Raw genomic sequence first — 25,910 nt, 5'->3', positions numbered from 1 at the left:
AATAAATATATAATAAAATATAAACGATTAATGGCAAAATTTGTGCTTCCTATTCTGATAGGAAGTAGTTCTATGGTGCAAGCGGGTAAGTTAGCCATTGTGATTGATGATATTGGTTATCGCCAAAATGATCTTGCTATTTATAATTTGCCAAAAGAGATTTCTGTTTCCATTATTCCTTCTTCTCCTTATGCTATATCAAGAGCAGAGCTAGCATTTCAACAGCAAAGAGATATTTTAATTCATTTGCCTATGCAACCCCTTAATTCATCAATTTCCAAAGGTGAAAAAATGTTGCGAGTGGGAATGTCCAAAGAGAAAATTAAAGACTTGGTTATTAGTGCCAAAGAGGGAATTCCTTATGCAATTGGTTTAAATAATCATATGGGTAGTGCTGCAACCAAAGATGAAACATCAATGCGTTACTTAATGGAAGTGTTATCAGAAAATAAATTATTTTTTCTGGATAGTAAAACAATTGGTTCAAGTGTTGCCGCAGATATTGCTAAGGAGTTTAATATTCCCACATTAGTAAGAAATGTATTTTTAGATAACAGTAATAAGTTATCAGATCTACAACATCAATTTAATTATGCGATTCGGTATGCCCGTAAAAAAGGGGTAGCAATATTAATTGCTCACCCTCGTACACATAGTATTCAAGTATTAAAGCAGAAGTTAAGAAATTTGCCAAAAGATATACAGTTGGTCAATATCGGACATTTATGGAGACAGGAGAAAATTTTAACAGAGAAACCTTTAAATCTCTTTTTTAATATTAATTCGCAAACTTCACAAAGTACATCTCGTTTTGTACCTTTGTTAAGAGGTGTACCGAAAGAATAGTACATACACTACTCATTATAAAATAAACTTTATAATGAGTATGTTATAGTGCCATTGTCAAGATGATAAATACGATCAAAACGAGAAAGTTGGCTTAATCTGTGAGTAATCATTAATATTGTTTTATCTCGGCATTGTTCAAGTATTAAATTTAATATTTGTTGCTCCGTTTCACGATCTAACCCCTCTGTTGGTTCGTCTAGTAATATAATTTGCGCAGGGTGGAGCAGTACTCGTGCTAAACCTAAACGACGTTGCTCGCCACCAGAAAGAGGGCGACCACCATCACCAAGCCATAAGTCCAATCCTTCTTTTTGTTCAATTAAGTGAGACAGTCCGACTTTATTGAGTTGATTACAAAGTACTTCATCAGATGCTTTTTGATTAGCAATCAGTAAGTTATCTCGTAATGTACTACTGAAGATGTGTACTTTTTGATTTAAGGTGATCATATTTTGGCGTAAAGCATTTTCACTGTATTCTTCAATTTTGCAATTATTTAATGTAATGTGACCGCTTGTTGGCGCATAGTTACGGTTTAGTAGTTGAAATAAGGTAGTTTTTCCACTACCTGTTGCACCTAAAATAGCTACTTTTTCACCTTTGTAAACCTCAAAAGAGAGAGCATTGAATAGGTTTTGTTGTGTAGAGTAGCTAAATTGAATTTTTTCAAATTGAATAAGCGGTGACTTTCGATCATCTTTTTGCAAAAAATGTGTTTCATTCCATTCTTGGTGACCACATGCAATTGCAGTTTGGTTTGTAATATTTGTTAAACGTTGCGCAGCAGTAATCACTTGTCCTAAATGTAAAAAAGCAGCGCCTATAGGAGTGAGAATCTCTAAAGAGGCAAGGGTACAAAATACAACAAGTGCGATTAAGGCTCCCGCATTATCAATATTGGGTAATTGAATAATAGTAGCAGAAAGCAATACGACTAAAGTAACTAAAATACCATTGAGAGCAATCAGTAGTGCATTGGATAAGCCACCCAGTTTGCCTTGTTGTGACTGGCTATTGAACCACTGCTGTTCTGTTTGTTGTAATTTTTCAGTGGCTTGTTGTTGTACGCCAAATAATAGAAATTCAGATTGTAGCTGAATCCATTCTACAAATTGTGAACGATAAGTACTTCGAGATTGAATAATGGTTTGTCCTGTTTTTTTTCCTAAGTGATAAAAAACGGTTGGAAATATGAGTAACAATGTCAATAAAGAGCCACAAATAATAAAGGTAAAGAGTGGTGAGATAAACCATAATCCAAAACCCATAAATAAAATGACTGCAATGGCACTGATAAAAGGCGAAATTAAATTTAGGTAGAGGGTATCGAGAGTATCGACATCAGCAACCATAATATTGAGTAATTCACTGTTTCGGTATTGATTAAGTTCAGCAGGGCTCAGTGGAATAAGTTTTTTGAAAACACTCATTCTTAAGGTGGCTAATACTCTAAAAGTAGCATCGTGGGATACGATACGCTCAAAATAGCGAGATACTGTTCGTCCAATAGCGAGTCCTCTTACCCCAGATGAAGGGTAAAAGAAATTAAAGAAAATCACTGAGCCAACAAGAGAAGAAGCAGCAAGAAACCAACCAGATAAACTGAGTAAGCCAATACTAGCACTCAAACTTGTGATGGCTAAAATAACACCTAAAGCAAGGCGTGCCGTATGAGTGTGTAAAAGAGCAAGAAAGGGAAAAAGTGATCGCATATTATTCCTTATCTATAATTTGAGCGTGGATCAATTGGCTAAAGTAACCTTGATTTTCTAATTCTGTAAATAAACCTTGTTGTATGATTTCCCCTTTTTTCATTACCAAAATAGTATCACACTGTTTTAGATCCTCTACTCGATGGGTAATCATTAGGGTGGTGTGTTGTTCACTTAAATACTGTAAAGCTTGTAATACGTGTTGTTCTGATTGTCCATCTAAGCTAGCCGTTGGCTCATCTAAGAGTAATAATTTGGCAGGGCGCAGTATGGCTCTAGCGATGGCAATACGTTGTGCTTGCCCTCCTGACAGTCCAATGCTGTTTTCTTTAATTTGATGATCTAAACCTAACTGATTGACAAATTCGTCTGCTTTGGAAAGAGTGAGAGCATCATTAAGTTGTGCTTTACTAATATGAGTATTACCCAGTACAATATTTTCTTTGAGAGAACCTTGCATTAATTGTGGATTTTGTCCTACCCAAGCCAGCTGATTACGCCAGTCACCAATATCTATTTCTTTTAATTCAATACCATTGATGGTTACTGAGCCTTTATAAGGTAGAAAACCAAGAAACATATTCATTAAGGAGGTTTTTCCTGCACCACTTTGTCCTACAATAGCGATATGCTGTTTGGGCTTAATTTCAAATGTAAGTGATTGAGTGAGAGCTGTTCCTTGTGGAGAGAGAATAACACAATCTTTCACTTTGATATGAATATCATCATTGCTATTGAGTAATTTTGAGCCATATTGTTGTGTTATAACATCAGTATTTAGAAAGGTTTCAATACTATCGGCAGCACCAATAGCGGTTGCTTTATCGTGATAGTAAGTACCAAGTTCACGCAATGGCTGGTAAAATTCTGGAGCAAGCATTAAACAGAAAAATCCGATAAATAAGCTAACGGTAGTGCCATAACCTCCAAAATGAAGCTGTCCTAAGTAAGTAAAACCAAAATAAACAGCGGTTACTGCAATAGAGATAGCAGTAAAAAATTCTAATACTGCAGAGGAGAGGAAAGCCAGTTTTAACACATCCATTGTACTAATTCGAAAATCCTCAGTACTTTGATAAATTTGTTTAGTTTGTTGCTTACCTTGTCCAAATAAACGAATGGTATCTAAACCTTTCAGGCGATCAAGGAATTGTCCACTTAAACGAGATAATATCCCAATATGGCGTTGGTTTGCTTCTGCGGCTTTCATACCTGCTAGAGCCATAAATAGGGGAAGAAGAGGTAAGGTTGCAAATAAAATGATCCCAGCAGCCCAGTTTAAAGAAAAGACAACACAAAGTATGGCAATAGGAATTAATACTGCGATAAATTGCTGAGGTAGATAGCGAGCATAAAAATTATGTAAATTTTCAACCTGTTCTAACATTAAGCTTGCCCAACTACCTGTTGGTCTTTGTGATGTTGTCATAGGTCCAACGTCATTGAGTTTGGCAATAATTTGTTTGCGTAAGTGTATCCTTAGTTGAGAACCTGCTTTAAAGCCAACTCGTTCACGTAGCCAAACTAAGAGAGCTTTTACTATAAAGCAACAAATTAGTATAACTAATAGAGTATAAAAATGAGGAGGAAGCTGTTTTTCACTGATTAAATTATGCAATATAAATGCAAGAATAGCCATTTGAACAATAACGAATAAACCCATAGTGAATCCGAGCAGTACGTTAATGTATACCCATTTTTTTATTACAGACTGTTGTTGATTTAACCACTTTTTTAGTTGCTTTTGGCGTTGTTTATCCATTATAAAACCTATAATAAAAAGCACATATTATGCTTTTAATAAAAAAATTAATCAAACTCAAACTTATACATTAAATCAACCGTTTGATTGATACTCGAAATCCACTGCAAATAAAGTTGTGGAGCAAGGCGATAACGTAATGTTAATTCAGTTAAAGACGCAAAAAGTCCTTTTCCATATTTTATTTTAAATCTTGAGTTTAAATTACCACTGATCACTACTTTGGTGTTATCTCCAATTCCTGCGGTTGTAAGGCTAAGATCGTGAATACCTAATGTATCTCCTACATTACCCACTATCTTGCTACTTTGTGAGAGACCTAATCCAATTGCAGCTGCGGCTATAGAGTTTTGAGACCCTGTTTCACTACTATTTTCTAAACCTCTTCCTGTTAATATATAGGAGAGCGCTTGTGCTTTAGGCATAGCTGGTTCACCAAACACGGTTACTTTTGGAGAGTTCTCCGATCCTGTTACTCGAATACCTGCTGTCACACTGCTGTCTTCAATAGCTTCAGGGTTACGGATTGCTTCAATATTTAGTCTTGGTTGAGAAGGGATACCAGAGAAAATAATACTGCCTTTACGTATGATAAGATTTTGTCCAAAAGAAGCATAAGTTCCTTTTTTCAGATATATTTGTCCATAAAGTCCCAGCCCTCTTTCACCTTGAGAGACTTTGATTAAACCATATAATTGTGTTTTTAATCCATAGGCGGAAAGTTTGACGTTATCTTCTGCAATACGGATATTGATATTAGCCTCGATAGCCATATTATTATTTTTATTTGCTTTTGGTAGCGTTTTAAGAAGGTTGCGTTTTTTCTTTGCTGAACCATCCATAATTACTTCATCGCTACTCACACTTACCGTGTTTTTTGGTAGTTCTTCCACGTCAATTCTTGCCCAAGGAATATCTATATCACCACCTAATATTAATTTCTGAGGTGTAGCGGTTACTTCAATATTAGGGCTAATATTTAATTTTGCTATATTAGGTATTTTTAAGCGAAAGTTTTTACCTTGTGCTTTGATGTGAGTATGCCACGCCTTTAGATCTTGCCAATTTGCATCACCAGTAAGTGTTAATTTGCCATCAGGAGCTTGAATATGCCCTGTTAGAGTAGAATTTGTACCATTGAATTTAATATTTAATGCACCATCAGTGACATCAAATGGCATAGTATAAGCTTGAGCTTTCAGTTGAGTGATGTTTAAATCCCCATTTAGTAATGGTGCTGTTGCCGTTCCACCGATCTTCAAATTCGCATTAATATTTCCATTGACCTTTTCACTTTTTGAAATCAGTGGCTTGAGTAATGTCATATCAATATTTTTAATTTGTAGAGAACCAGACAGTGCTCTTTTATGTGTAATATCGGACAATATTAATTCACTGACTAATTGACCATTATTTTGGATTTGAACCGATGAATTTAATTTTAAATTATTATTAATTAATTTTGCCGTGAGTTTAACGGGTTCTAGGGTAAGTGGGAATGTACGATAATCAATTTTTTGTTTGAATTTGATTGTATCGGAGTAAGCGTCTAAATCCAGTTGTGGAGCTTTATTCTTAGCCCACTCCGCGTGACCTTTAAGATTAACGAGTCCATCTAGTTGCGTTTTTTTATTTAAAAATGGTTTTAAGAGTGCAAGATTAAGTTGTTGTATATCAAAAGGTACTTTGCCTGTTTTTCCTGCTTTAAAAGCAGTAGGAAAGCACGTAGAGGCATTCGGATTTTTCCAGCAATGAGCCGAAATATCGGCTTCAATTTTTTTATTGTTATAGCTAATATGAATATTTTTATTGTTTTTCCATTCACCAATAGGGGATTGTAGTGTGGCGTTGCTTAATTGCCCCGTCCATTTTTCTAACAAGCGGTCAAATTTTCCAGAAATTTGCAAATTTGCTGCAACAGGTTCACCAGAAGAGATCAGTTTTAGGGTATGATTTTTTTCATTGCCAGTAGCAGTTAAATGAGCTTTTTGTACTTTAATATCCCCATAGGCGAGTTGAGAAAGATTGACTTTTATATCACCTTTAATTTGTTTATCGGTTGACACCATACCTTTGGCGGTCAGATGCTGTAAGCTTAAATCTTGGTAGTGGACGTTATTGGCAGTAATATCCATATCTAAATTAGGCTTAGCAATATCTCCGTTTAAATTTACTTTTCCATTAATGCTAGCACTTAAATGAGGAACTAGTCCTTTTAAATTAGGGGCTTTTATATCTGCATTAAAGTTTGATTTATCACCAATAATACCTTGCATTATAATGGTGTTATTACCATAAATAAGGCGTGTATTTTCGACGTTAAGCAATGTTTGATTATTGGCGGTGAGCTTTCCTTTTAGTTGGAGAGTTTTATGAAAGAGGGTTCCTTTCAAATCAAGTTGACTAAGATCTACCGCCCACTCATCACCAGTGTCACCACGTCCGATATAGCCAGTAGATTGAAGATCGCCTGATAGTATTGCTTTCCATTCAGGTAGTAAAGAGCGTGTATTTACATTGGTTAAGTTTGCTTTAGATTGCCATTCAATACCATTTTCCCAATCGATATTACCAGATAGTTGTGTTTTTCCATCAAGGGCATTGAGATCTAATTTTTTAATATTGAAATGAGTTAAGCCTCCTTCTCCTATAATATTTAAAGCACTTTTTGGCAATCCCATTCCAGAAGCATTAACTTTAGTATTTAATTTATAATCTAATAGATTACCAGAGAGAGAAAGATCGATATCTTTTAAGGTTAATACTTTTTGATTTTTTTCAGGTATAAATGGATAGTGAACTTTACCGCTTGTTAAAGTGAGTTTAAAAGGCGTTTTCGCTTCAGCCAGTTTTACTTCTCCATTCAAATGCGCATTAACAGCCCCTTGCGTGGAAAGATCTAATTGGGTTAATCCTAAGAGTTCTCCAGAAAGTTTTAGTTGTGCATTGGAAGCTGGGATTTTTAAATGTTTAAATAATGGTAATTCAGCATTAAAATTTCCCTCAAGAGGTAAATTATCTATGACATCTAACATTGCTGAACCAGTAATATTGCCTTTATCACTTAAAACAGCCAATTTGGCTAATTGTATTTTTTGATCTTTTAATTCGCCTTTTTCTATTAAAAGTGAAGAAATGGTCAATATAGGTTTGGTAGAAAGTGGTGTTCCTGTTTTTAACTTTTGTTTGATCACAATATGTTGTGCACTTAATTGAGGAATAGCCAAATTAAAAGGCAGTATTAAATCTTTTGGTGATGTTAATAATGGTTGGCTAAGCCTTTCTTTAATGGCAGTCCAATCTACACGATGACGTTTTGTAGCGGTTACATTTTTTGAAGAATTTGCATTTTTTTCATCGGAAGTGACCGCTTGTGGAGGTAATATGATCTCTAGGTGATGAATTTCAGTTGGATCAAGTTGTAAATGTTTACCTTCTCCTTGAATACCTGAGTGTAGTTTTTGTAAAGAGATGGATGTTTCATCAATATTTAATTGTAAATTGTCGACCGATAATTTATTGGCGGAGATCGCAATAGGTAGTTTAAATGGTGTTGGCGAATGTTTTGGCTGATCCTTATTTGTAAATTGCGAAGTATCAATATTAATTTGTGAATTTTTTAATGCAACATTGTCAACACACAGTTTGCCTTTTAAAATACATCCCATCTTAATATGCAAACGAGCATCTTCAAGGCTAACATTGACCCCTTTCATATTAAAACGAGTATTTTTAAGATCCAGTCCGTCTTGTAAACTACCAGAAACACTTTCAACAGATAACTCATCGAGATATTTATCAGCAAGATGAATAATAGAACGTTGTCCATAGCCCGTTGCTAAAAAAACGACAAGACTAATCAACAAAGCAACTACAGTGCCAGTAATATAATAAAGCCAGCGCCATTTATGCTTATTCTGTGATTTTATCTTTGTTGTCGTTTGTTCTGTTTCTGCTATGTTCTTCATTGTATTTTATTTTGTCTAATTGAGTATCTTTGGGCTCTGTTTTTGATTAAAGTTCCGAACCTAATCCAATATAAAAATGGATACCCTTTTCATTATTAGGCGATTTTACAGGGGTTGCAATGTCAAATTTTATTGCTCCGATTGGAGATGCCCAACGAACACCGATTCCAGCACCAGAATGTAAATTCTTTTTACTAAAGCTGTTATCCGCTAACCCTGTATCATAAAAAGTGGCACCCCACCAATTTGGATAAAATTGATATTGATATTCGACCGTTGCAGTAGCTAGGCGTGAAGCACCGATTAATTTACCTGTTTCATCTTTAGGAGAAATTTGTTTATAACCAAAGCCTCGAATACTTGAATCACCCCCTGCGAAGTAGCGAAGTGCGGAAGGGATCCGATCAAAATTATTACTATGTATGTAACCTAGTTCTGCCCGTAAATAAAGACGATGGTTAATACGATAAGTTCTAATCCAAGCTGTAGAGGCTTTAATGCTATAAAAAGAAGCATCTGATCTCCAAGCTTTATCACCATAATTTACGGTAATTTTTTGAGAATCTCCCCACTCTGGAAATCGTTTTCCATCAAAGCGAATACGATTAAATGAAGCTGTGGGATAAATAAGTAAAGTGGAGTGCTTATCTGCTCCTTGTTCAAAATCATCATAACGTGCTTTTAAGCCAACAGAGTAAGACCAGCTGTCGATTTTATTCCAAAAACGTTGTAATCCTATTGTTGCTGCCGTGTACTTTGTATCATTTTGATCTTCGTGTTCAAGGGTGGTAGCAAGCTGGTAATAATAAGATAAAGGATTTTCCTTTATTGGCATATTATAAGCAAAATCAAGGGTTTGCTTAGGTTTTGAAATATAAAAATTACTTTCAATTCTCTGTCCAGAGCTATTTATCCAAGGTTTTTTCCAACCTAATTGTAAATGTGGACCCACATTCGTTTCATAACCAACACCAATTTCAATTTTATTTTTTTTCTTTGGTAGTAGTAAAACATCAAGGTTAACCAATTTAGATGATTTAATAATGGTTGGTTCAACTAACACGGTTGAAAACCACTTACTTGAGGATAAATCATTTGATAATGTAGACAGATCAGACATCAGATAAGGTTCACCTGATTTTATTTTTAAAATATTATCGAGATAAGTTTGTTTTATTTGACTGTCTTTAAACGTAATGTTGCCATAATGATAGCGAACTCCGCTATCATAGCCTAATTGCCAATTCGCTAAAGCTTTTATTGGATATACTTCTAAACGGTGATAAAGCCAGCGACCGTCAAAATAACCTTTAGTTTGGGTAAGATTTTCAAGATGGTTTTTAAAATTATCGTATACGCTATGATTCAGTGGAGTCCCTTTTTTTGGAACATTTTTATCAATCAGTTCAATAAAATCAGGATCTTTTTTAGCTTCTCCTGATATGTTGATATTTCTTTTATCTAATCTAACAACTTTATTGAGAGTAATATTAAGCTGTAATTTATTATTTTTTTTAGGAGTAAAGGTAAATTTAGAGTTGTAATATCCCTCTGCTCTCAAGGCTTTGTCTACTGTTTGAGTAACTAAATATTTATAACGATCAGAACCATCAGCCTCTTCATCTTCAATCTGAGATAAGTAGAGTTTGATATTATGTAATAATTCAGAATTTCTAATTCCTGTTACTTCAGTCTTAATTAATTGTCTAGCGCCCCATAAAGATGTAGATAGCATTAAACAACAAAAAGCGAGTAAACGAATTTTTATTTTCAAAGTAAAAAACCTCTAGAGTTCTGTAAACGGTATAGTAATGGACTATGATAGCGTGAAATATGGAAATTTAAAATATGAATGTGTTATTTTTGAGAAGTAAGTTATATTTTTGATCAATTTGTTGATAAAAAAACACCGCTAACAAGCGGTGCTTTTTAAAACAAAATTTACAAATTAACCTTTGTAATTATGAACGTGAGCAATTAAATCACACACTTTGTTTGAATAACCTACTTCGTTATCATACCAAGATACTAATTTAACGAAAGTGTCAGTTAATGCGATACCTGCTGCTGCATCAAATACTGACGTTTCAGTTGCACCGTTAAAGTCAGTAGAAACTACTGCATCTTCAGTATAACCTAGCACACCTTTCATTTCGTTTTCTGAAGCACGTTTTAATTCTGCACAAATTTCTTCATAGCTTGCTGGTTTTTCTAAGTTTACTGTTAAGTCAACAACAGAAACGTTAGTAGTAGGTACACGGAAAGCCATACCTGTTAATTTACCGTTTAATGCAGGTAATACTTTACCTACAGCTTTCGCTGCACCTGTTGATGAAGGAATGATGTTTTGAGAAGCACCACGACCACCACGCCAGTCTTTAGATGAAGGACCATCTACAGTTTTTTGAGTTGCTGTTGTTGCGTGAACAGTTGTCATTAAACCGTCTTTGATACCAAATTTGTCGTTAATTACTTTAGCTAAAGGTGCTAAACAGTTAGTTGTACAAGATGCGTTAGAAACGATATCTTGACCAGCGTACTCATTGAAGTTAACACCGTTAACAAACATAGGAGTTGCATCTTTAGAAGGACCAGTTAAAACAACTTTTTTCGCACCTGCTTGAATATGTTTACGAGCTGTTTCATCAGTTAAGAAGATACCAGTTGCTTCAGCAACCACTTCAACACCTGCTTCATCCCATTTTAGGTTTGCAGGATCACGCTCAGCAGTTACACGGATAGCTTTACCGTTTACCACTAATTTACCGTCTTTAACTTCAACAGTTCCATTGAAACGACCGTGAGTTGAATCATATTTCAACATATATGCCATATAATCAACATCAATTAAGTCGTTGATTGCAACAACTTCGATATCATCACGAAGTTGAGCTGCACGGAATACGATACGTCCAATACGACCGAAGCCGTTAATACCAATTTTAATAGCCATAGATTTTTTTACCTATATTAAGTTAAACAAAATTTTACTTTTACACCTAAAATGTAAAAGATACTGTGAATTATATCACACTTTTTCACATTTCTAAGTCTAAAAGTTCGAAAAGAGAGAGGTCAGATTAAAATTGGCTGATCTATATCAAATTTTTTGTTATTCATTGATTTGTATAAATATGTCAATTTTGTCTAGTATCTAACCAATTATTTTATTTATTTATTTTTTCTTTGCTGTTCAGCACGTTTGCGGCGAATTTCTTTAGGGTCGGCGAGAAGTGGGCGATAAATTTCAATACGATCACCATCATTAACAAGATCGTTCAACTTAGCAGGGCGACTAAAAATACCTACTTTATTGACCTTAAGATCAATTTCAGGATACTTACTTAAAACACCAGATTGCAGAATAACTTGCTCAATAGTAAGCGGTAACTTTAATTCTATTTTTTTCAAAAAATAATGTTCAGGGTAAGCATAAAGTATTTCAATATTGATTGCTTCAGACACCGTAGATCTCCTTCGCTCGTTTTTTAAATGAATTAATCATTTTATGAGTAAGTTCATTAAATACTTTTCCAAATACCATTGCAATGACTGGGTTTGAAAATTCAAATTCTAAATATAGTGCGATTTTACAACTTTGCTCATCAAGGGAGGTAAATGTCCAAGCACCCTTTAAATATCGAAAAGGTCCATTTAATAATATCATTTCAATTTTTTGATTTTTAATCATTGTGTTATGAGTACTAAAACGCTGACTAATCCCTAATTTTTGAATATGTAATTCCGCTTCTAATTCATTTTTAGCAGTGGTGAGGGTTTTTGTTCCTACACAGCCAGAAAGAAATTCAGGATAGCGTTCATAGTCATTAACAAGATCATACATCTGTTTTGCACTGTAAGGCACTAAAGTGGATTGATTGATTATTGGCATAGTTTTTATATTAAAATTATAAGCGGTATGATTGTACCAAAAATTTGCAAAAAATTAATAGAAAGTTACCGCTTGTACCCATAAAAAAACAGCGAGGGAATAATCGCTGTTTTTTTATTCGGTTATTTTAACTATTTCCACCAAATTGCTAAATCTGGGAAGACAATTAACAATGATAGGGCAATAATTTGTAGTACGATAAAAGGTACTAATGAACGGAAAATTAGTCCTAATGAAATATCTGGCGGTGCTACAGATTTTAAGTAAAATGCAGCTGGTCCAAATGGTGGTGATAAGAATGAGACTTGCATATTCATACAGAATACCACACCAAACCATACTGGGTCATAACCTAAACCTGTAATGATTGGTACGAAAATTGGCATAGTTAAAAGCGCCACGCCCACCCAATCAAGGAACATTCCAAGAACAAGTAAGATAACCATCATAATCAATAATGTACCAATTGGGCTACCATTACTTAATGTTAGAATAGTTTGTTCAACAAATTTGATTCCACCCATTAGGTTGTAGACTCCAACAAGTGCAGTTGCACCAATACCAATCCAGATGATCATTCCACAAGTTCGCATTGTGGCTAATGCACTTTCTTTTAGCATTTCCCAACTTAATTCGCCACGAATTAATGCGCTGATCATAATACCCACGACACCAAGTGCAGAGGCCTCAGTTACTGAAGCAACGCCACCATAGATACTTCCTAATACAACAACAACTGACAGAACTGGGAAGAATAAGGCTTTAAAATAATTAACAGGTTTTTCTTCGTTTGCTTTTAATTCTTCTGCTGATGGAAGTGGAGCAAGCTCTGGTTTTAAGTAAGAGAGTACTAAAACATAAACAATATAGAATGAGGCTAAAATTAATGCTGGAATAAATGCCCCTTTAAAGAGATCGCCGATAGAAACACTAGCAGTTAAACCGTAAATAATGAGTACGATACTTGGTGGTAACATCGTACCTAACGCACCACCTGAACAGCACGTGCCAATCGCTAATTTTTTGTCGTAGCCTAAACGTAACATTTGTGGAAGTGCAAGCATACCAAGTAAGACAGTTTCTCCGCCTACAACGCCTGACATTGAGGCTAAAATCACAGCAACCACTAAGGTTTGAACGGCTAAGCCACCACGTAAGCGTTTGGCAAATAATCGCATTGCATCAAAAAGATCGTGAGCAATTCCTGAACGATCCAGCATTGCCGCCATTAACACAAACATCGGGAATGTAAAATTTATCTTCTTATCGGGCAGCTTTGATCTTATTTTGGAGAGAATGCAACAGAGGGAAGGACATTTTATGAAAACGGATATGCTAAAAAGCCAGTTTGCAACCTTAGAAGTACCACAAGCGGATGAAGATGATGTTTTTCATATTAGTATTGATTGTACATTTGAAGAAGTTGTTGAAAATTGTATTGCTCAGATAAAACCTCTGATTTAACAACTGGTTAAATGCTTTCTCCTAAATGAATACGATATCCTAAATTAATAATATGGCTTTGCTGGGGTTGGTTATTTAATCGTTCTAATAGCTGTGTCGCAGCTACTTTTCCTATTTCCAAACGAGGTGTAATGACTGTTGCTAGCTGTGGCGTCATTGACTGACCGACATTGTGACCGTGAAATCCTGCAATAGCAATTTGTTCTGGTACTTTAATTCCTAAACGCTGACACTCAAATAATGCACCAATAGCAAGGTCATCATTGGTACAAAATATACCATTAGTATCTGGATATTTTCCTAAAGTTTGATGTAACTGTTTTGCTCCAAGACTAAAAGAAGAAGATTCTTCAGTTGTAATACAATGTGGAGTTAAACCGTGTTTTTGCATTGCTTTTGTATAGCCTTGCATTTTTAGTTGGGTGCGTTTATCCATTCGAGCAGAGAAGTAAACAATCTGTTTATGTCCTCGATTTATCATTGTTTCTGTCATAGATTGTGCCGCAGCTACATTATCAAACCCAATTGCTTGATAAGAGCCAATTTCACTGCATTCCATAATTTCTATAATAGGAATATTTGCCACTTTAAGCATTTTCAAAGTACGAGGGCTATGATGATTTTCAGACAAAATTAACGCATCCACATTATAAGAGAGCAAACTCTCAATACGTTGTTCTTCCTTTTTTATACTATAACCATAGTGAGCAAGCATTGTTTGATAGCCCGCAGGATCAGTGACTGTTTCAATGCCTTTGATTACATTAGCAAAAACTTGGTTGGTTAAAGAAGGCACCAGTACACCAATAGCGTGACTTTTGGCATTGGAAAGAATATCAGGAGCACGATTTGGAATATAACCAAATTCCTCAAGTGCAGTAGCAATTTTTTGTTGAGTTGCCACCGCAACAGAGTTTGGATTTCGTAAATAACGGCTTACGGTCATCTTCGTAATACCAAGATGAGAGGCAATGTCTTGTAGTGTTGGGCGTTTATTTTTCATAATATTTGCAAATTTTTAAGATGATCTTACCGCTTGTTGTTATTTATTGGGGTTAATCCAAATGAGTGTTGCTATTCTACCTGTTTTCCCATCACGGCGATAAGAGAAAAATTTGTCTTTTTCTGTGTAGGTACAATGCTTTCCACCTGAAATTTGAGTAATGCCTAATTTATTTAAACGCTGGGCAGCAAGTTGATAAAGATCAGCATAGTATTTATCTTTTGTATGAGGATCATTTGTAAATGCTATTACAGCATTAGGATCGATATTACAAAATTGCTCCACTACTTCTTTACCTACTTGAAAGGCTTTCTGGCTAATTGCAGGAGCAAACCAAACATTTATTTCTGAAGCTGGGCAGTGAAATTTTTTCACCGTTTCTTCCAAAATACCATCACATAACCCTCGCCATCCTGCGTGGGCAGCAGCAACTTCGGTTCCGTCTTTATTACAAAATAACACTGGCAGGCAATCAGCCGTCATTACAAGGCATACTTGATTGATTTGATTAGTATAAACTGCATCGGCTTCTAAATTATTATCTGAATAGGGGAGTGTAATCACTCGAGTACTATGGGTTTGGGTTAAATAAAGAGGAGAATTTGGTAAATTTTGTGTAATAACTAACCGCTTGCGATTATTGGCTACGGCAACAGGATCGTCGCCAACGTGATCCCCTAAATTGAAACTATCAAAAGGAAAGAGGCTTTCGCCACCTTTTCGTAAGGTAGTGAAAGCCTGAATGTGTTTCGGTATATCCCAATTTGGTTGGATAACGTCAATTTTTGTCATTATTTTCTAACAGCAATGGCTTCAATCTCAATACCTGCATCTTTTGGTAAACGAGCCACTTCAACACAAGAGCGAGCAGGGAATTGAGGATGATTATTTTCTTTGAAGAAAGCATCATATTCTGCATTTACTGCTGCAAAATCATTCAAGTCTTTTACAAAGATAGTGGTTTTTACAATATCTGCAACAGTTAAACCAGCTTGTTCCACAATCGCTTTCACGTTTTCAAGTGATTGACGTGCTTGTTTTACAATATCAGTTGGAAATTCACCTGTTGCAGGATCAATAGGAAGCTGACCAGAGGTAATGATCATATTACCTAAGTCTACCGCCTGTACATAAGGACCAATTGCAGCTGGTGCTTTTTCAGTATGGATAAATTGAGTCATTAAAATTCTCCTTATTTGAATAATTGTTGATAATTTACTGCTTAAACATGGGACTTACAAGGTGGTAATGTCCCAATAATTTCGAATATTTTATCACCATCTTTAAAGAAAACATAGCCACCATTTTTCATTTCTGTCCAATCTTCATTTTTAGTGAGTGGCTGTGTGGTGATAATGGTAACTTTATCTTTTTCTGTTGTATATTGACTAAAATCAATAACTTCATCATCTTCACGAAAAACCGTACAGAATGGATATTTGCGTGTCACATAATGTAATTTAGTGGCACAACGTGCGATCATCCATTCACCATTAGAAAGAATAAAATTAAACACCCCATTTTCTGCAATTTTTTCTGAAATTTCAACAATAGCATTAAAAATTTCCATTTCAGATGGTTTACTGGAAAAGCGTTTTTTAAGGGAGGCTGCCATACAACAAAACGCTCTTTCAGAATCTGTTGTGCCAATAGGTTGATAGTGGTTATTTTTACAAACTTCTAAATTTTCTACCGTACCATTGTGAGCAAATACCCAGTTTTCACCCCAAATTTCACGAATAAAGGGGTGTGTATTTTCTATATTTACTGCGCCTTCCGTTGCTTTTCGAATATGAGCAATCACATTAAAAGATTTGATTCGATAATTTTTTACGACATCACCAACAGGCGAAAAAGCTGCAGGCTGGTTGTCTCGAAAAATTCTGACTCCCTTTCCTTCAAAAAAAGCGATACCAAAACCATCGGAGTGTTGATCCGTTAAACCAGCTCTTCGCCGAAAGCCCTCGAAAGAAAATGAAATATCTGTGGGGCTATTACAGTTCATTCCTAATAATTGACACATTGTTTTTTTACATCCATTGTTAAAGTTTTTAGTATTTTAATTATATTAATCCAAAATACAAATTATATTAATTTGCAGTGATAAATTATCTCTCTTTTTTCCATAAAGAAAGTGCGAAAAGGCAAGTTGCACAAATGACGACAGATGGCCCTGCTGGAGTATCTTTAAAACCAGATAAAAGTAATCCACCTGTTACTGATAAAATACTAAATATAATAGCATAAGCGGTCATTTGTTCAGGACTTTTTGCAAATCTTCTTGCTGTTGCAGAAGGAATGATCAGTAATGATGTAATGATTAATGCTCCGACAAATTTCATACTCAATGCAATAGTGAGTGCGGTTAATAGCATTAAGATTAATCGTAATCGAGAAACATTGATTCCTTCAATTTGGGCTAATTCTGGATTGATAGTAATATAGAGTAATTTTTTCCAGAAGAAAGCGAGTACGAGAGAAATGATGACTACGCCTACAGCAATAATTTTAATATCATAAAAATCGATAGCAAGAAGATCGCCAAAAAGATAAGCCATTAAATCAACACGGACATTATCGAGTAAAGTAATGGTAATGACCCCTAAAGATAAGCAGCTGTGGGCAATGATCCCTAGCATAGTATCCACTGCAAAATTAGTATTATTTTCAAACCATACAAGAAGAAGTGCGAGAAGGATTGTGATAATAATAACAGCAAGATAAGGATCAATGTCTAAAAAAATACCAAGAGCGACCCCCAGTAGTGCTGAATGAGAGAGGGTATCTCCAAAATATGCCATTTTGCGCCATACAACGAATGAGCCAAGTGGAGCAGTGATAAATGCGAGTAGTGTTCCTGCAAGCCAAGCTGGGAATAAAATTTCAAACATAAACAGCTCCTTAATGATTGCAATTTGTACAAACATCACCGTGTAAATTATGGTGATGATTGTGATCGTGTGAATAAACGGCAATATTTTTTGAGAACTGATCACCAAATAGATGAATGAATTTAGGATCATTTGTGATCTTTTCAGGTGTGCCAGAGCAACAAATATGATGATTTATACATAGTACTTCATCTGTGTTAGCCATTACGATATTGAGATCGTGGGAGACCATTAAAATAGCACAATTTAGCATATCTCTCATTGTATTTAATAGCTGATAAAGCTCTGCTTGTCCTGTAATATCAACCCCTTGCATAGGTTCATCTAACACTAATAATTGTGGTTTGTTTAACATTGCACGGGCTAACAATACACGTTGCATTTCACCACCAGATAATTGTTGTAAGTGACTTTTTGCAAGGTGCTGAATAGAAAAAAGAGAAAGTGCCTCTTCAATCATTTGATTAGAACTATTCGGTTTTAATGCAAGAAATCTTTGTACGTTAATAGGTATGGAGTTTTCAATATGTAATTTTTGTGGTACGTACCCAATTCTTAAGTCTTTAGTGTGAATGACCTCTCCTGTTGTTGGAGTGATCAGCTTTAACAATATTTTGAGTAGTGTTGATTTTCCTCCACCATTTGGACCTACAATGGTAGTAATAGAATTTGGATAAATATCTAAGTGAATATCTTGCAATATATGCAATGTATTGAAATAGATATTAATATCTTTAAGTGAAACGAGAGGTTCTATTGGCTTCATATTCTCTTTATTTTAAATAAAATATTTGTTGTTTTAGATTGAGAAGTTAAAAGTAACGGATTTTGGGTAAAGTCGCAACAATTTATCGAAGAAAGTACTAAAATAATTAGAAAAAATTATGCTATAATTCCAAGTCGCATTTTTTTAAAAAAACCATTAAATAGTAATTGTTAGTTTAATTACATTTGTAACAATAAAAATTCTATACAAAAAATAGGGATATAGAATATACAGTTTGAAGTAGGGAAAATAAGTTTGAAACGTGTAATTTTAGCAGCAGATCGTAGAAAAAAGAGACGGCAAATTCAGTGGCTTCTTTTTTCTATAGCTTTTTTGTTCTTAATGATAGGCATTGTTTTAGCACTACAGGGTCAAAATACTATTGCAAAAAAGCGTTATCAAGAGCAGCATTTGCTTAGTAGTGATGATATTGTAGTAAGTGATCATTTTATTGGATTAGCAATAGAAGTATCAGATATTTTAGTCAGTGATCAAGAATCATCAGAGGAGTCTTTCGATGAACTAGCGGAAGAGTCGCTAGAAAACTCACAAGAAGATGTTGAGCAAGATTTATCTGATGATTCGATAGAAGAGTCATCAGAAGATTCTCAAGAAGATGTTACAGAGCACTTAAATAATGTGGATGAAGATTCAGTAGAAGAAGATTTAACAGAAGAAGGCTCTGCAGAAGAGGGCTTAGCGGAAGAAGGTTCAACAACAGAAGAGGATTCAGCAGAGGATGGTTCAATAGAAAAGTCATCAGAAAATTTACAAAATGATTCACAAATAGAATCAACCGCCACTTCATCAAATGTGCAACATCCATCAGATGATAAAACAGTCGACCTAGTATCGAAAAATAAGCCTACGGATACAAAAACAGAGACAGCAAAGGTTGATACAAAATTTAGTTATACTATCAAGAAAGATGACACCTTAGTCAATATTTTTGAACAACACAATTTAGATACCAAAGTCGCAACGTTTTTAGTCGAAAATTATCCAATTTTGGAAAAATTAAAGGAAAAACAACAGCTTAATTTTGTTATAGATAATACAAGTAAATTAAAGCAAATGAGCTGGATTCTTTCTAAAAAAGAACAGCATATTTTTCGAACTGATGAAAAAACACAATATTCGCATCAAGAGGTATTGAAAAAGGGTATTTGGAAAAAAGAGGTTTTACAAGGACAAATTGATACCAATTTAAGTGTGAGTCTAGCAAAATTAGGTGTATCTATTCAAAAAACCTATAAATTGGCAGCTGGTTTGAAACCTCAAATGTCACTAAAAACGTTACGACAAGGTGATGAATTTGCGATTTTGGCTGATTGTGAATATATCGATAATGAAAGGGTAGCAGTAGGAAAAATAGACGGTTTTCGCATTATGCGAGGTCATGAGAAGTACTATGCGATTTTGGCAGCAAATGGGCACTATTATGCTCGTGGTGGAGCAGTACAAAATAAAACCAAATTCTCTCGTTATCCTTTGCGTTTTAGACCTCGTATAACATCAAGATTTAACCCATATCGTCGTCATCCAATTACTCGTAGGGTAAGACCTCATAAAGGGGTAGATTTTGGTGTTAAAACAGGTACAGTGGTAATTGCTCCTGCTGATGGTATTGTTTCAACGGTAGCTTATCAGCGTCGAGGAGCAGGTAAATATATCAAGATTCAACACGGTAAAAAATATGCTACAGTCTATATGCATTTAAGCCGTCAATTAGTGAAAAGAGGACAGCGAGTTAAGAAAGGACAGCGTATCGGCTATTCTGGAAATACAGGGCGTTCAACAGGTCCTCATTTACATTATGAGTTTCATATTAATGGACGAGCGGTTAATCCGATGACGGTTAAATTACCAGGAGTAAATACTCACTCAGTAATGTCATTAAAAGAACGTAAGGCATTTTTAATAAAAGCAAAAAATGTTGTAAATAAACTAAAATAAGCTGAAAGGATAGTGTAATGAAAAAGTATTTAATGAGTGTAATTATTGGGTTATCTGTATTCACTCAAAGTGTTTGGGCAAACGACGCTCAATTACAAACGCAGCTAGAAGAAATGGGTGCTAAAAATGTGCAAATTAGTGATTCTGCATTACCCAATTTTAAATCTGTTATTTCAGATCAAGGGGTGATACAAATTAGTAATGATGGACGTTTTATTATTCAGGGTTCTATTTTAGAGTTTAAGAATGATAAGGTAACAGATATTACCTATAAGCCATTAATGCCAGAGCTGGAAAACTTAAAAAATGAAATGATTACTTTTCCCGCTAAAAATCAGAAATATGTAGTTTCTGTATTTACAGATATAAGCTGCGGTTACTGTCGATTACTTCATTCAGAAATGCAGGAATATAATGATTTAGGTATAACTATTCGTTATCTAGCATTTCCTCGTGCTGGGTTAAAAAGCCAAACCGCTCGTCAAATGGAAGCCATTTGGTCAGCAAAAGATAAAAATTATGCGTTAACTCAAGCAAAAAATGGAAAATTACCTCAAACATTAGCCACACCTAAAATGATTAACAAGCAATATGATTTAGGTGTGAAGTTTGGCATTAGAGGAACACCAAATATGATTACGTCTAAAGGTGAAGTCATAGCAGGTTATGTCGCACCAAAAGAATTACTCAAAATGTTACAAGAATAATCCCTTTTAAAGCGGTATGATTTAATTAAAAATTTGCAAATTTTTTATAAGATCGTACCGCTTACTTTTAAATAAGAAATTATGTCATTAAATAAAATCATACAACAACGCTTTCCCCTTACAACAGAAAAACTATCTGATAATCCATTACTTAATCGTCTTTATCAAGCTCGAGGTATTACTTTACCTCAACAATTAGAATATGGGTTAAAAAATCTACATTCTCCAATGCAATTTGCCAATATTGAAAAAATGCTCGATCTATTGATTGAAATTTATCATCAACAGAAAAAAATTATTATTGTGGGCGATTTTGATGCCGATGGAGCAACTAGTACAGCATTAACATTATTAGCATTAAAGCAGCTTGGCTTTTTAGATGTGGATTATTTGATCCCTGATCGTTTTTCACAAGGTTATGGATTGAGTAGCAGTGTCGCTCAAATGGTAATAGATAGGGGAGCAGAAGTTGTTATTACAGTAGATAACGGTATTTCTTCAGTAGAAGGGGTGGCATTATTAAAACAGCATCATATTCAAGTATTGATTACGGATCACCATTTACCCCCAGATGAATTGCCTTGTGCTGATGTGATTATCAATCCAAATTTAGTTGACTGTAGCTTTCCTTCTAAATCATTGGCGGGTGTGGGCGTTATTTTTTATGTAATGTTAGCGTTACGTAGCCGAATGCGAGAGCAAGGTTTATTTAAGGAAAAAGAACCAAATTTAGCTGAGTTATTGGATTTAGTTGCATTAGGGACGGTAGCTGATGTTGTGCCTTTAGATCACAATAATCGAATTTTAGTGCATCAAGGCATTAATCGTATTCGTTCTGGTTATTGCCGAGCAGGAATTAAAGCCTTAGTTGAAATTGCAAAACGAAATATTAACCAGTTAAAAGCCAGTGATTTAGGATTTTCGATTGCCCCTCGTTTAAATGCTGCAGGGCGTTTAGAAAATATGGCGTTAGGTGTGGAATTATTGATTTGTGATGATATGAGCAAAGCACGTCAAATTGCGTTTGAATTGGATAGTTTAAATCAAACACGTAAAGAATTTGAGCAAGATATGAAAACGGAAGCTCTTTCAATTTGTGCAAAACTGCCTAATTTAATGCAAAATTTAAAAGCATACGGTATTGTGCTTTATCAACCTGATTGGCATCAAGGTGTGATTGGTATTTTAGCTTCTCGTATCAAAGATCAGTTTAATCGCCCTGTGATTGCGTTTGCTCAAGAAAGCGAAGACAGTGAGTTTATTAAAGGATCAGCACGTTCTATTTCTGGTTTACATATGCGAGATCTATTAGAATTGATTGATCAAAAACATCCGGATCTCATTTTGAAATTTGGCGGTCACGCAATGGCGGCGGGATTAACTATTCATCAAGATAATTTTGTGCATTTTCAAAAAGTCTTTGATGAAATCATTAACCAAACAGTCAGTGCGGAACAGTTACAAAATATTATTTATACCGATGGTGAGTTACAACAGAATGAATTTAATTTAGAAACAGCACGTTTAATTCAAGAAAGTGGACCTTGGGGACAAACTTTTCCTGAACCACTTTTTGAAGGTGAATTTAAAATTATTCAACAACGTTTAGTGGGTGGTAAGCACCTTAAAATGATGGTTGAAATTCACAATCAACTATTTGATGCGATTTTATTTAATGCAGATTTAACACTGTTTCCAGATTTGTCGATTAAAACGGCTCGGTTAGTATATAGTTTAGATATTAATGAATTTAGAGGGAATACCAGTTTACAGCTACTGGTCAGAGAAATTTTTGTTTAATTTTTAAAAAGGAAAAAATATGTTATATCAAGCAGTTGCGTTTGATTTAGATGGTACGCTATTAAGTAGTAATGCGACTATTTTAGAATCCAGTAAACAAGCCATTCAAAAAATACGTGAAAAAGGAATTAAAGTCTATATTGTAACAGGACGTCATCATACTGCAGTACGCCCTTATTATGCAGAATTAGGTTTAGATACTCCTGTGATTTGTTGTAATGGCACCTATTTGTATGATTTTCATCAAAATAAAGTGCTAGTGTCAAAACCATTACCACCCGCATTAGCGTCTGATTTAATTAATTCAGCACAGGCTGAAGGTATTCACGTGTCAGTTTATTTCCATAATGCAATGACCTATGAAGCACTTAATCCACATTTTGAACGTTTTTTAAAATGGGTAAACTCTTGTGATGAAAGTGTTCGTCCAGATGTACATCAAGTTGAAAAATATCAAGATCTGATTGATCAAGGTGTAACGGTTTGGAAAGTGTTAATTAGCGATCCTGATCTCCAAAAAATGCAAAATTTTGTGAATAAGTTACCGCTTGATCAAGTTAGTCCTGAATGGTCTTGGGCGGATCGTGTCGATATTACTCATCAAGGCAATACCAAAGGAAATTGTTTAAAAGAATTATTAAAAATTGAAGGGATTGAACCACAAAAAGTGGTGGCATTTGGGGATAACTTCAATGATATTAGTATGCTTGAATTTGCAGGCTTAGGTATTGCAATGGGAGGCTGTGAACAAGAGGTTCAAGATAAAGCCGATAAAACCATTGGTTCAAATAATGAAGATAGTATTGCGACTGAGTTAAGTCAGTTGTTTAATTTATAAAAGTAGGGATTATGGATTTTTTATTAATAATCAAAACCTTAATAATGGGCATTGTTGAGGGAATTACAGAATTTTTACCGATTTCAAGTACGGGGTATTTGATTTTATCATCAGATCTTATGAATTTCTGGACGCCTGAAAAATCGGATCTTTTTATTGTAGTTATTCAGCTAGGAGCAATTTTAGCCGTAATTTATGATTACTGGGGACGTTTATGGCACGCTTTTATTGGTTTGATTACTGGTAAAGCCGAGGGATTAAGTAATCCACGTCAATTAGGCTTTAGCTTAATTGTGGCAACGATCCCTGTGATGATTGTCGGCTTTACCTTTGCGGATCAAATTAAAGCTTATTTATTCCACCCTGTTGTTGTGGCGGTAATGCTAATTATTGGCGGTTTATTGATTTTTTATGTAGAAAAATTACCGAAACAAATTATCGCCACAGAAGCGGAAGAAGTAAATATTAAAACGGCATTAAAAATTGGATTATTTCAGTGTTTAGCTTTAATTCCGGGGACATCTCGCTCAGGCTCAACCATTATTGGGGCGTTATGGCTTGGTGTTTCTCGTAAAGCGGCAGCTGAATTTTCTTTTTTCTTAGGCATTCCTGTGTTAATTGGTGCAGGTTTATTAGATCTATTAAAACATAAAGATCTATTACAATCTTCTCAAGATATGATGGTATTAGGTTTAGGCACACTGATTTCTTTTATTGTGGCATTACTTTGTATTCGCTGGTTAGTGGCTTGGGTGAGTCGTCGAGATTTTACGATTTTTGCGTGGCTACGTATTATTACTGGTGTCACTGTGCTAATTGCAAGCTGGGTGTTTAATTATAATATTCAAGGCTAATTTATTGTTTTAATGAACACGCTAAAAATTGCTATTTATAATGATGAAGGTGTCGGATTGATTGGCTATCAATCCTTGCTTTCATCGTTTGTTTCAAAACTGCAACCTTTTCTTTCTTTTTCCATTCAACTTTATCCTATTAATGCTCAACAAATTATTAATAATCACCTTATTTTAGAAAATTTTGATGCACTGATAATTGGCGGTGGAGCTGACTTACCTTATTGCCAAAAATTAAATGGCATTGGTAATCAAAATATTAAAAATTTTATTGCAAGAGGAAATTTGTATATAGGGATTTGTGCAGGGGCTTATTATGGTGCTAAAAGTATTCATTTTACGGGATATGATGTTAAAAGTAGCGAAAAGTATAAGATTGTTGGTGAAAGAGAATTGGGGTTGTTTCAAGGGCAAGCGGTAGGATCAATCAAAGAATTTACAAATAATGGCTATTATGATGACAGTGTAAATACCAAAGCCATAGTACAATTATCCTCAAATAATCAACCTCTATTTCAGCCATTCTATTATCACGGAGGCTGCTATTTTATTCCTGAAAATAACAGTGAAAAGGACGTTTTATTTTATTATCCAAATTTAAAAGAGAACGAGTTTTTACCTGCTGTAATCAGTGGTAAATATGGGAAAGGGCGATATTTGCTCTCAGGTGTCCATTTTGAATTATGTGATAAAGTCTATCAGACTGAAATCATTGATAAAATCACAGATAGCATTGAGCTAAAAAAAGAGCAGAGCATTCTCAATTGTTTAAAACAACAAAATTATGGTAAAGTTATTTACAAAGACATTGCAAAGCTATTAGATGCCCTAAATAAAGGAGTATAAAGAATGAATATTCAATATCAAATTACAGAACAAGATTATATAAATGCAAATAGCATAAGTATAAGAAACCGTAAGAAAAATTGGCATAGCGTAGTATGTGGTTTGTCATTTTTCTTTATATTAGGAATATTAGGTGCATCTTTCAATGATTATTATCCAAATCAAAGTTATTTTCTTTTTATAGTAATTATTTTATTAGTAGGCTATGCGAGGTTTATTGGAAAACAGACGGTGAAGTTTGAGTATGCAAATAATGCCTTTATTAAGCAACCGATGAATTTAGCGGTAAATGAAGAGGGATGTTTATTTGTTGGTGAGTTTTCTCAAGAAAGGGTACATTGGAATCATATTTATCAGTATATTGAAAGTAAACAATACTGGTTAATTCATCTTTCACCATATCTTATGCATATTGTACCTAAAACTGGATTATCAGAAGAGGAGCAACAACAATTCTCGACTATTTTACAGCAGAACATTGGAGAGCGTGGGAAAATAGATAAAACGAAGTGGAGTAAAAAGTAATATAAAAAAAGAAGGTACATAATAAATATTACCTTCTTTTTTTAGTTTTGTATTTGAGAGTGTAAAAGTTAAAGTAG

At 34.6% G+C, this 25,910-nt stretch carries 22 protein-coding genes and 1 pseudogene; 9 read left to right on the top strand and 14 right to left on the bottom strand.

What is annotated here, in order from left to right; translation table 11 throughout:
* The first annotated feature begins 30 nt into the window (after positions 1-30).
* Positions 31-846 carry a divergent polysaccharide deacetylase family protein gene (locus A6B44_RS06440; protein WP_090919652.1) on the top strand — a complete coding sequence of 272 codons (816 nt, stop codon included), beginning with the start codon at positions 31-33 and terminating at the stop codon, positions 844-846.
* A gap of 29 nt (positions 847-875) precedes the next feature.
* On the opposite strand, the gene cydC is transcribed toward A6B44_RS06440, so the two are convergent.
* The 8 genes from cydC to A6B44_RS06400 all read right to left on the bottom strand — a co-directional run bounded on the left by cydC (position 876) and on the right by A6B44_RS06400 (position 13,412).
* Positions 876-2,561, bottom strand: coding sequence for a heme ABC transporter ATP-binding protein/permease CydC (gene cydC / locus A6B44_RS06435; RefSeq protein WP_090919354.1), 1,686 nt, complete (start codon positions 2,559-2,561; stop codon positions 876-878).
* A gap of 1 nt (position 2,562) precedes the next feature.
* Positions 2,563-4,323 carry a heme ABC transporter permease/ATP-binding protein CydD gene (gene cydD, locus A6B44_RS06430; RefSeq protein ID WP_090919357.1) on the bottom strand — a complete coding sequence of 587 codons (1,761 nt, stop codon included), beginning with the start codon at positions 4,321-4,323 and terminating at the stop codon, positions 2,563-2,565.
* Positions 4,324-4,370: 47 nt separating this feature from the next.
* Entirely contained in the window at positions 4,371-8,291 is a 3,921-nt protein-coding gene (gene tamB / locus A6B44_RS06425) for an autotransporter assembly complex protein TamB (RefSeq protein ID WP_090919362.1), read from the bottom strand.
* Positions 8,292-8,337: 46 nt separating this feature from the next.
* The gene (gene tamA, locus A6B44_RS06420) at positions 8,338-10,026 is read right to left on the bottom strand and encodes an autotransporter assembly complex protein TamA (RefSeq protein WP_090919655.1); all 1,689 of its coding nucleotides are present in this window, start codon (positions 10,024-10,026) and stop codon (positions 8,338-8,340) included.
* A 213-nt stretch (positions 10,027-10,239) separates the two neighbouring features.
* Entirely contained in the window at positions 10,240-11,244 is a 1,005-nt protein-coding gene (gap, locus tag A6B44_RS06415) for a type I glyceraldehyde-3-phosphate dehydrogenase (protein WP_090919365.1), read from the bottom strand.
* A gap of 218 nt (positions 11,245-11,462) precedes the next feature.
* Positions 11,463-11,756, bottom strand: coding sequence for an RnfH family protein (locus A6B44_RS06410; RefSeq protein WP_090919368.1), 294 nt, complete (start codon positions 11,754-11,756; stop codon positions 11,463-11,465).
* On the bottom strand, positions 11,749-12,183 hold the full coding sequence (locus A6B44_RS06405) for a type II toxin-antitoxin system RatA family toxin (protein ID WP_090919371.1): 435 nt from the start codon (positions 12,181-12,183) through the stop codon (positions 11,749-11,751). Before A6B44_RS06405 ends, A6B44_RS06410 begins: the two co-directional genes overlap by 8 nt.
* A 131-nt stretch (positions 12,184-12,314) precedes the next feature.
* Entirely contained in the window at positions 12,315-13,412 is a 1,098-nt protein-coding gene (locus tag A6B44_RS06400) for a TRAP transporter large permease (protein ID WP_246253097.1), read from the bottom strand.
* 16 nt (positions 13,413-13,428) lie between these two features.
* Here A6B44_RS06400 and idnK point away from each other — a divergent pair.
* Positions 13,429-13,647, top strand: a pseudogene (gene idnK / locus A6B44_RS06395) (gluconate kinase); the annotation flags it as partial.
* Between the two features lie 7 nt (positions 13,648-13,654).
* Here idnK and gntR read toward each other — a convergent pair.
* From gntR to znuC, 6 genes are all read right to left on the bottom strand, one after another.
* Positions 13,655-14,653 carry a gluconate operon transcriptional repressor GntR gene (gntR, locus tag A6B44_RS06390; protein ID WP_090919374.1) on the bottom strand — a complete coding sequence of 333 codons (999 nt, stop codon included), beginning with the start codon at positions 14,651-14,653 and terminating at the stop codon, positions 13,655-13,657.
* A gap of 36 nt (positions 14,654-14,689) precedes the next feature.
* Entirely contained in the window at positions 14,690-15,433 is a 744-nt protein-coding gene (pgeF, locus tag A6B44_RS06385) for a peptidoglycan editing factor PgeF (protein ID WP_090919658.1), read from the bottom strand.
* A gap of 8 nt (positions 15,434-15,441) precedes the next feature.
* Positions 15,442-15,831 (bottom strand): RidA family protein, encoded by a 390-nt coding sequence (locus tag A6B44_RS06380; protein WP_090919377.1) that lies wholly within the window; start codon positions 15,829-15,831, stop codon positions 15,442-15,444.
* 41 nt (positions 15,832-15,872) lie between these two features.
* Positions 15,873-16,673 (bottom strand): class II glutamine amidotransferase, encoded by an 801-nt coding sequence (locus A6B44_RS06375; protein WP_090919380.1) that lies wholly within the window; start codon positions 16,671-16,673, stop codon positions 15,873-15,875.
* 85 nt (positions 16,674-16,758) lie between these two features.
* Entirely contained in the window at positions 16,759-17,541 is a 783-nt protein-coding gene (gene znuB, locus A6B44_RS06370) for a zinc ABC transporter permease subunit ZnuB (RefSeq protein ID WP_090919383.1), read from the bottom strand.
* Positions 17,542-17,551: 10 nt separating this feature from the next.
* Positions 17,552-18,307 carry a zinc ABC transporter ATP-binding protein ZnuC gene (gene znuC, locus A6B44_RS06365; protein ID WP_090919386.1) on the bottom strand — a complete coding sequence of 252 codons (756 nt, stop codon included), beginning with the start codon at positions 18,305-18,307 and terminating at the stop codon, positions 17,552-17,554.
* A gap of 255 nt (positions 18,308-18,562) precedes the next feature.
* Here znuC and A6B44_RS06360 point away from each other — a divergent pair, with 255 nt between their 5' ends.
* The 7 genes from A6B44_RS06360 (at position 18,563) to A6B44_RS06330 (ending at position 25,833) form a co-directional block, all read left to right on the top strand.
* Entirely contained in the window at positions 18,563-20,263 is a 1,701-nt protein-coding gene (locus tag A6B44_RS06360; protein ID WP_090919388.1) for a peptidoglycan DD-metalloendopeptidase family protein, read from the top strand.
* Between the two features lie 17 nt (positions 20,264-20,280).
* Entirely contained in the window at positions 20,281-20,970 is a 690-nt protein-coding gene (gene dsbC, locus A6B44_RS06355) for a bifunctional protein-disulfide isomerase/oxidoreductase DsbC (protein WP_090919391.1), read from the top strand.
* Positions 20,971-21,051: 81 nt separating this feature from the next.
* The gene (recJ, locus tag A6B44_RS06350) at positions 21,052-22,770 is read left to right on the top strand and encodes a single-stranded-DNA-specific exonuclease RecJ (protein ID WP_090919394.1); all 1,719 of its coding nucleotides are present in this window, start codon (positions 21,052-21,054) and stop codon (positions 22,768-22,770) included.
* 19 nt (positions 22,771-22,789) lie between these two features.
* Positions 22,790-23,608 (top strand): pyridoxal phosphatase, encoded by an 819-nt coding sequence (locus A6B44_RS06345; RefSeq protein WP_090919396.1) that lies wholly within the window; start codon positions 22,790-22,792, stop codon positions 23,606-23,608.
* Positions 23,609-23,619: 11 nt separating this feature from the next.
* Positions 23,620-24,462, top strand: a complete 843-nt coding sequence (locus tag A6B44_RS06340) for an undecaprenyl-diphosphate phosphatase (protein ID WP_090919399.1) — start codon at positions 23,620-23,622, stop codon at positions 24,460-24,462.
* Positions 24,463-24,474: 12 nt separating this feature from the next.
* On the top strand, positions 24,475-25,308 hold the full coding sequence (locus A6B44_RS06335) for a BPL-N domain-containing protein (protein ID WP_090919401.1): 834 nt from the start codon (positions 24,475-24,477) through the stop codon (positions 25,306-25,308).
* 3 nt (positions 25,309-25,311) lie between these two features.
* Entirely contained in the window at positions 25,312-25,833 is a 522-nt protein-coding gene (locus tag A6B44_RS06330) for a YcxB family protein (RefSeq protein ID WP_090919403.1), read from the top strand.
* Positions 25,834-25,910: the final 77 nt, after the last annotated feature.

Origin of the sequence: Pasteurella skyensis, from assembly GCF_013377295.1 — a bacterium.
Taxonomy (GTDB): domain Bacteria; phylum Pseudomonadota; class Gammaproteobacteria; order Enterobacterales; family Pasteurellaceae; genus Phocoenobacter; species Phocoenobacter skyensis.
This window is presented reverse-complemented; position numbering and strand designations above follow the sequence as displayed.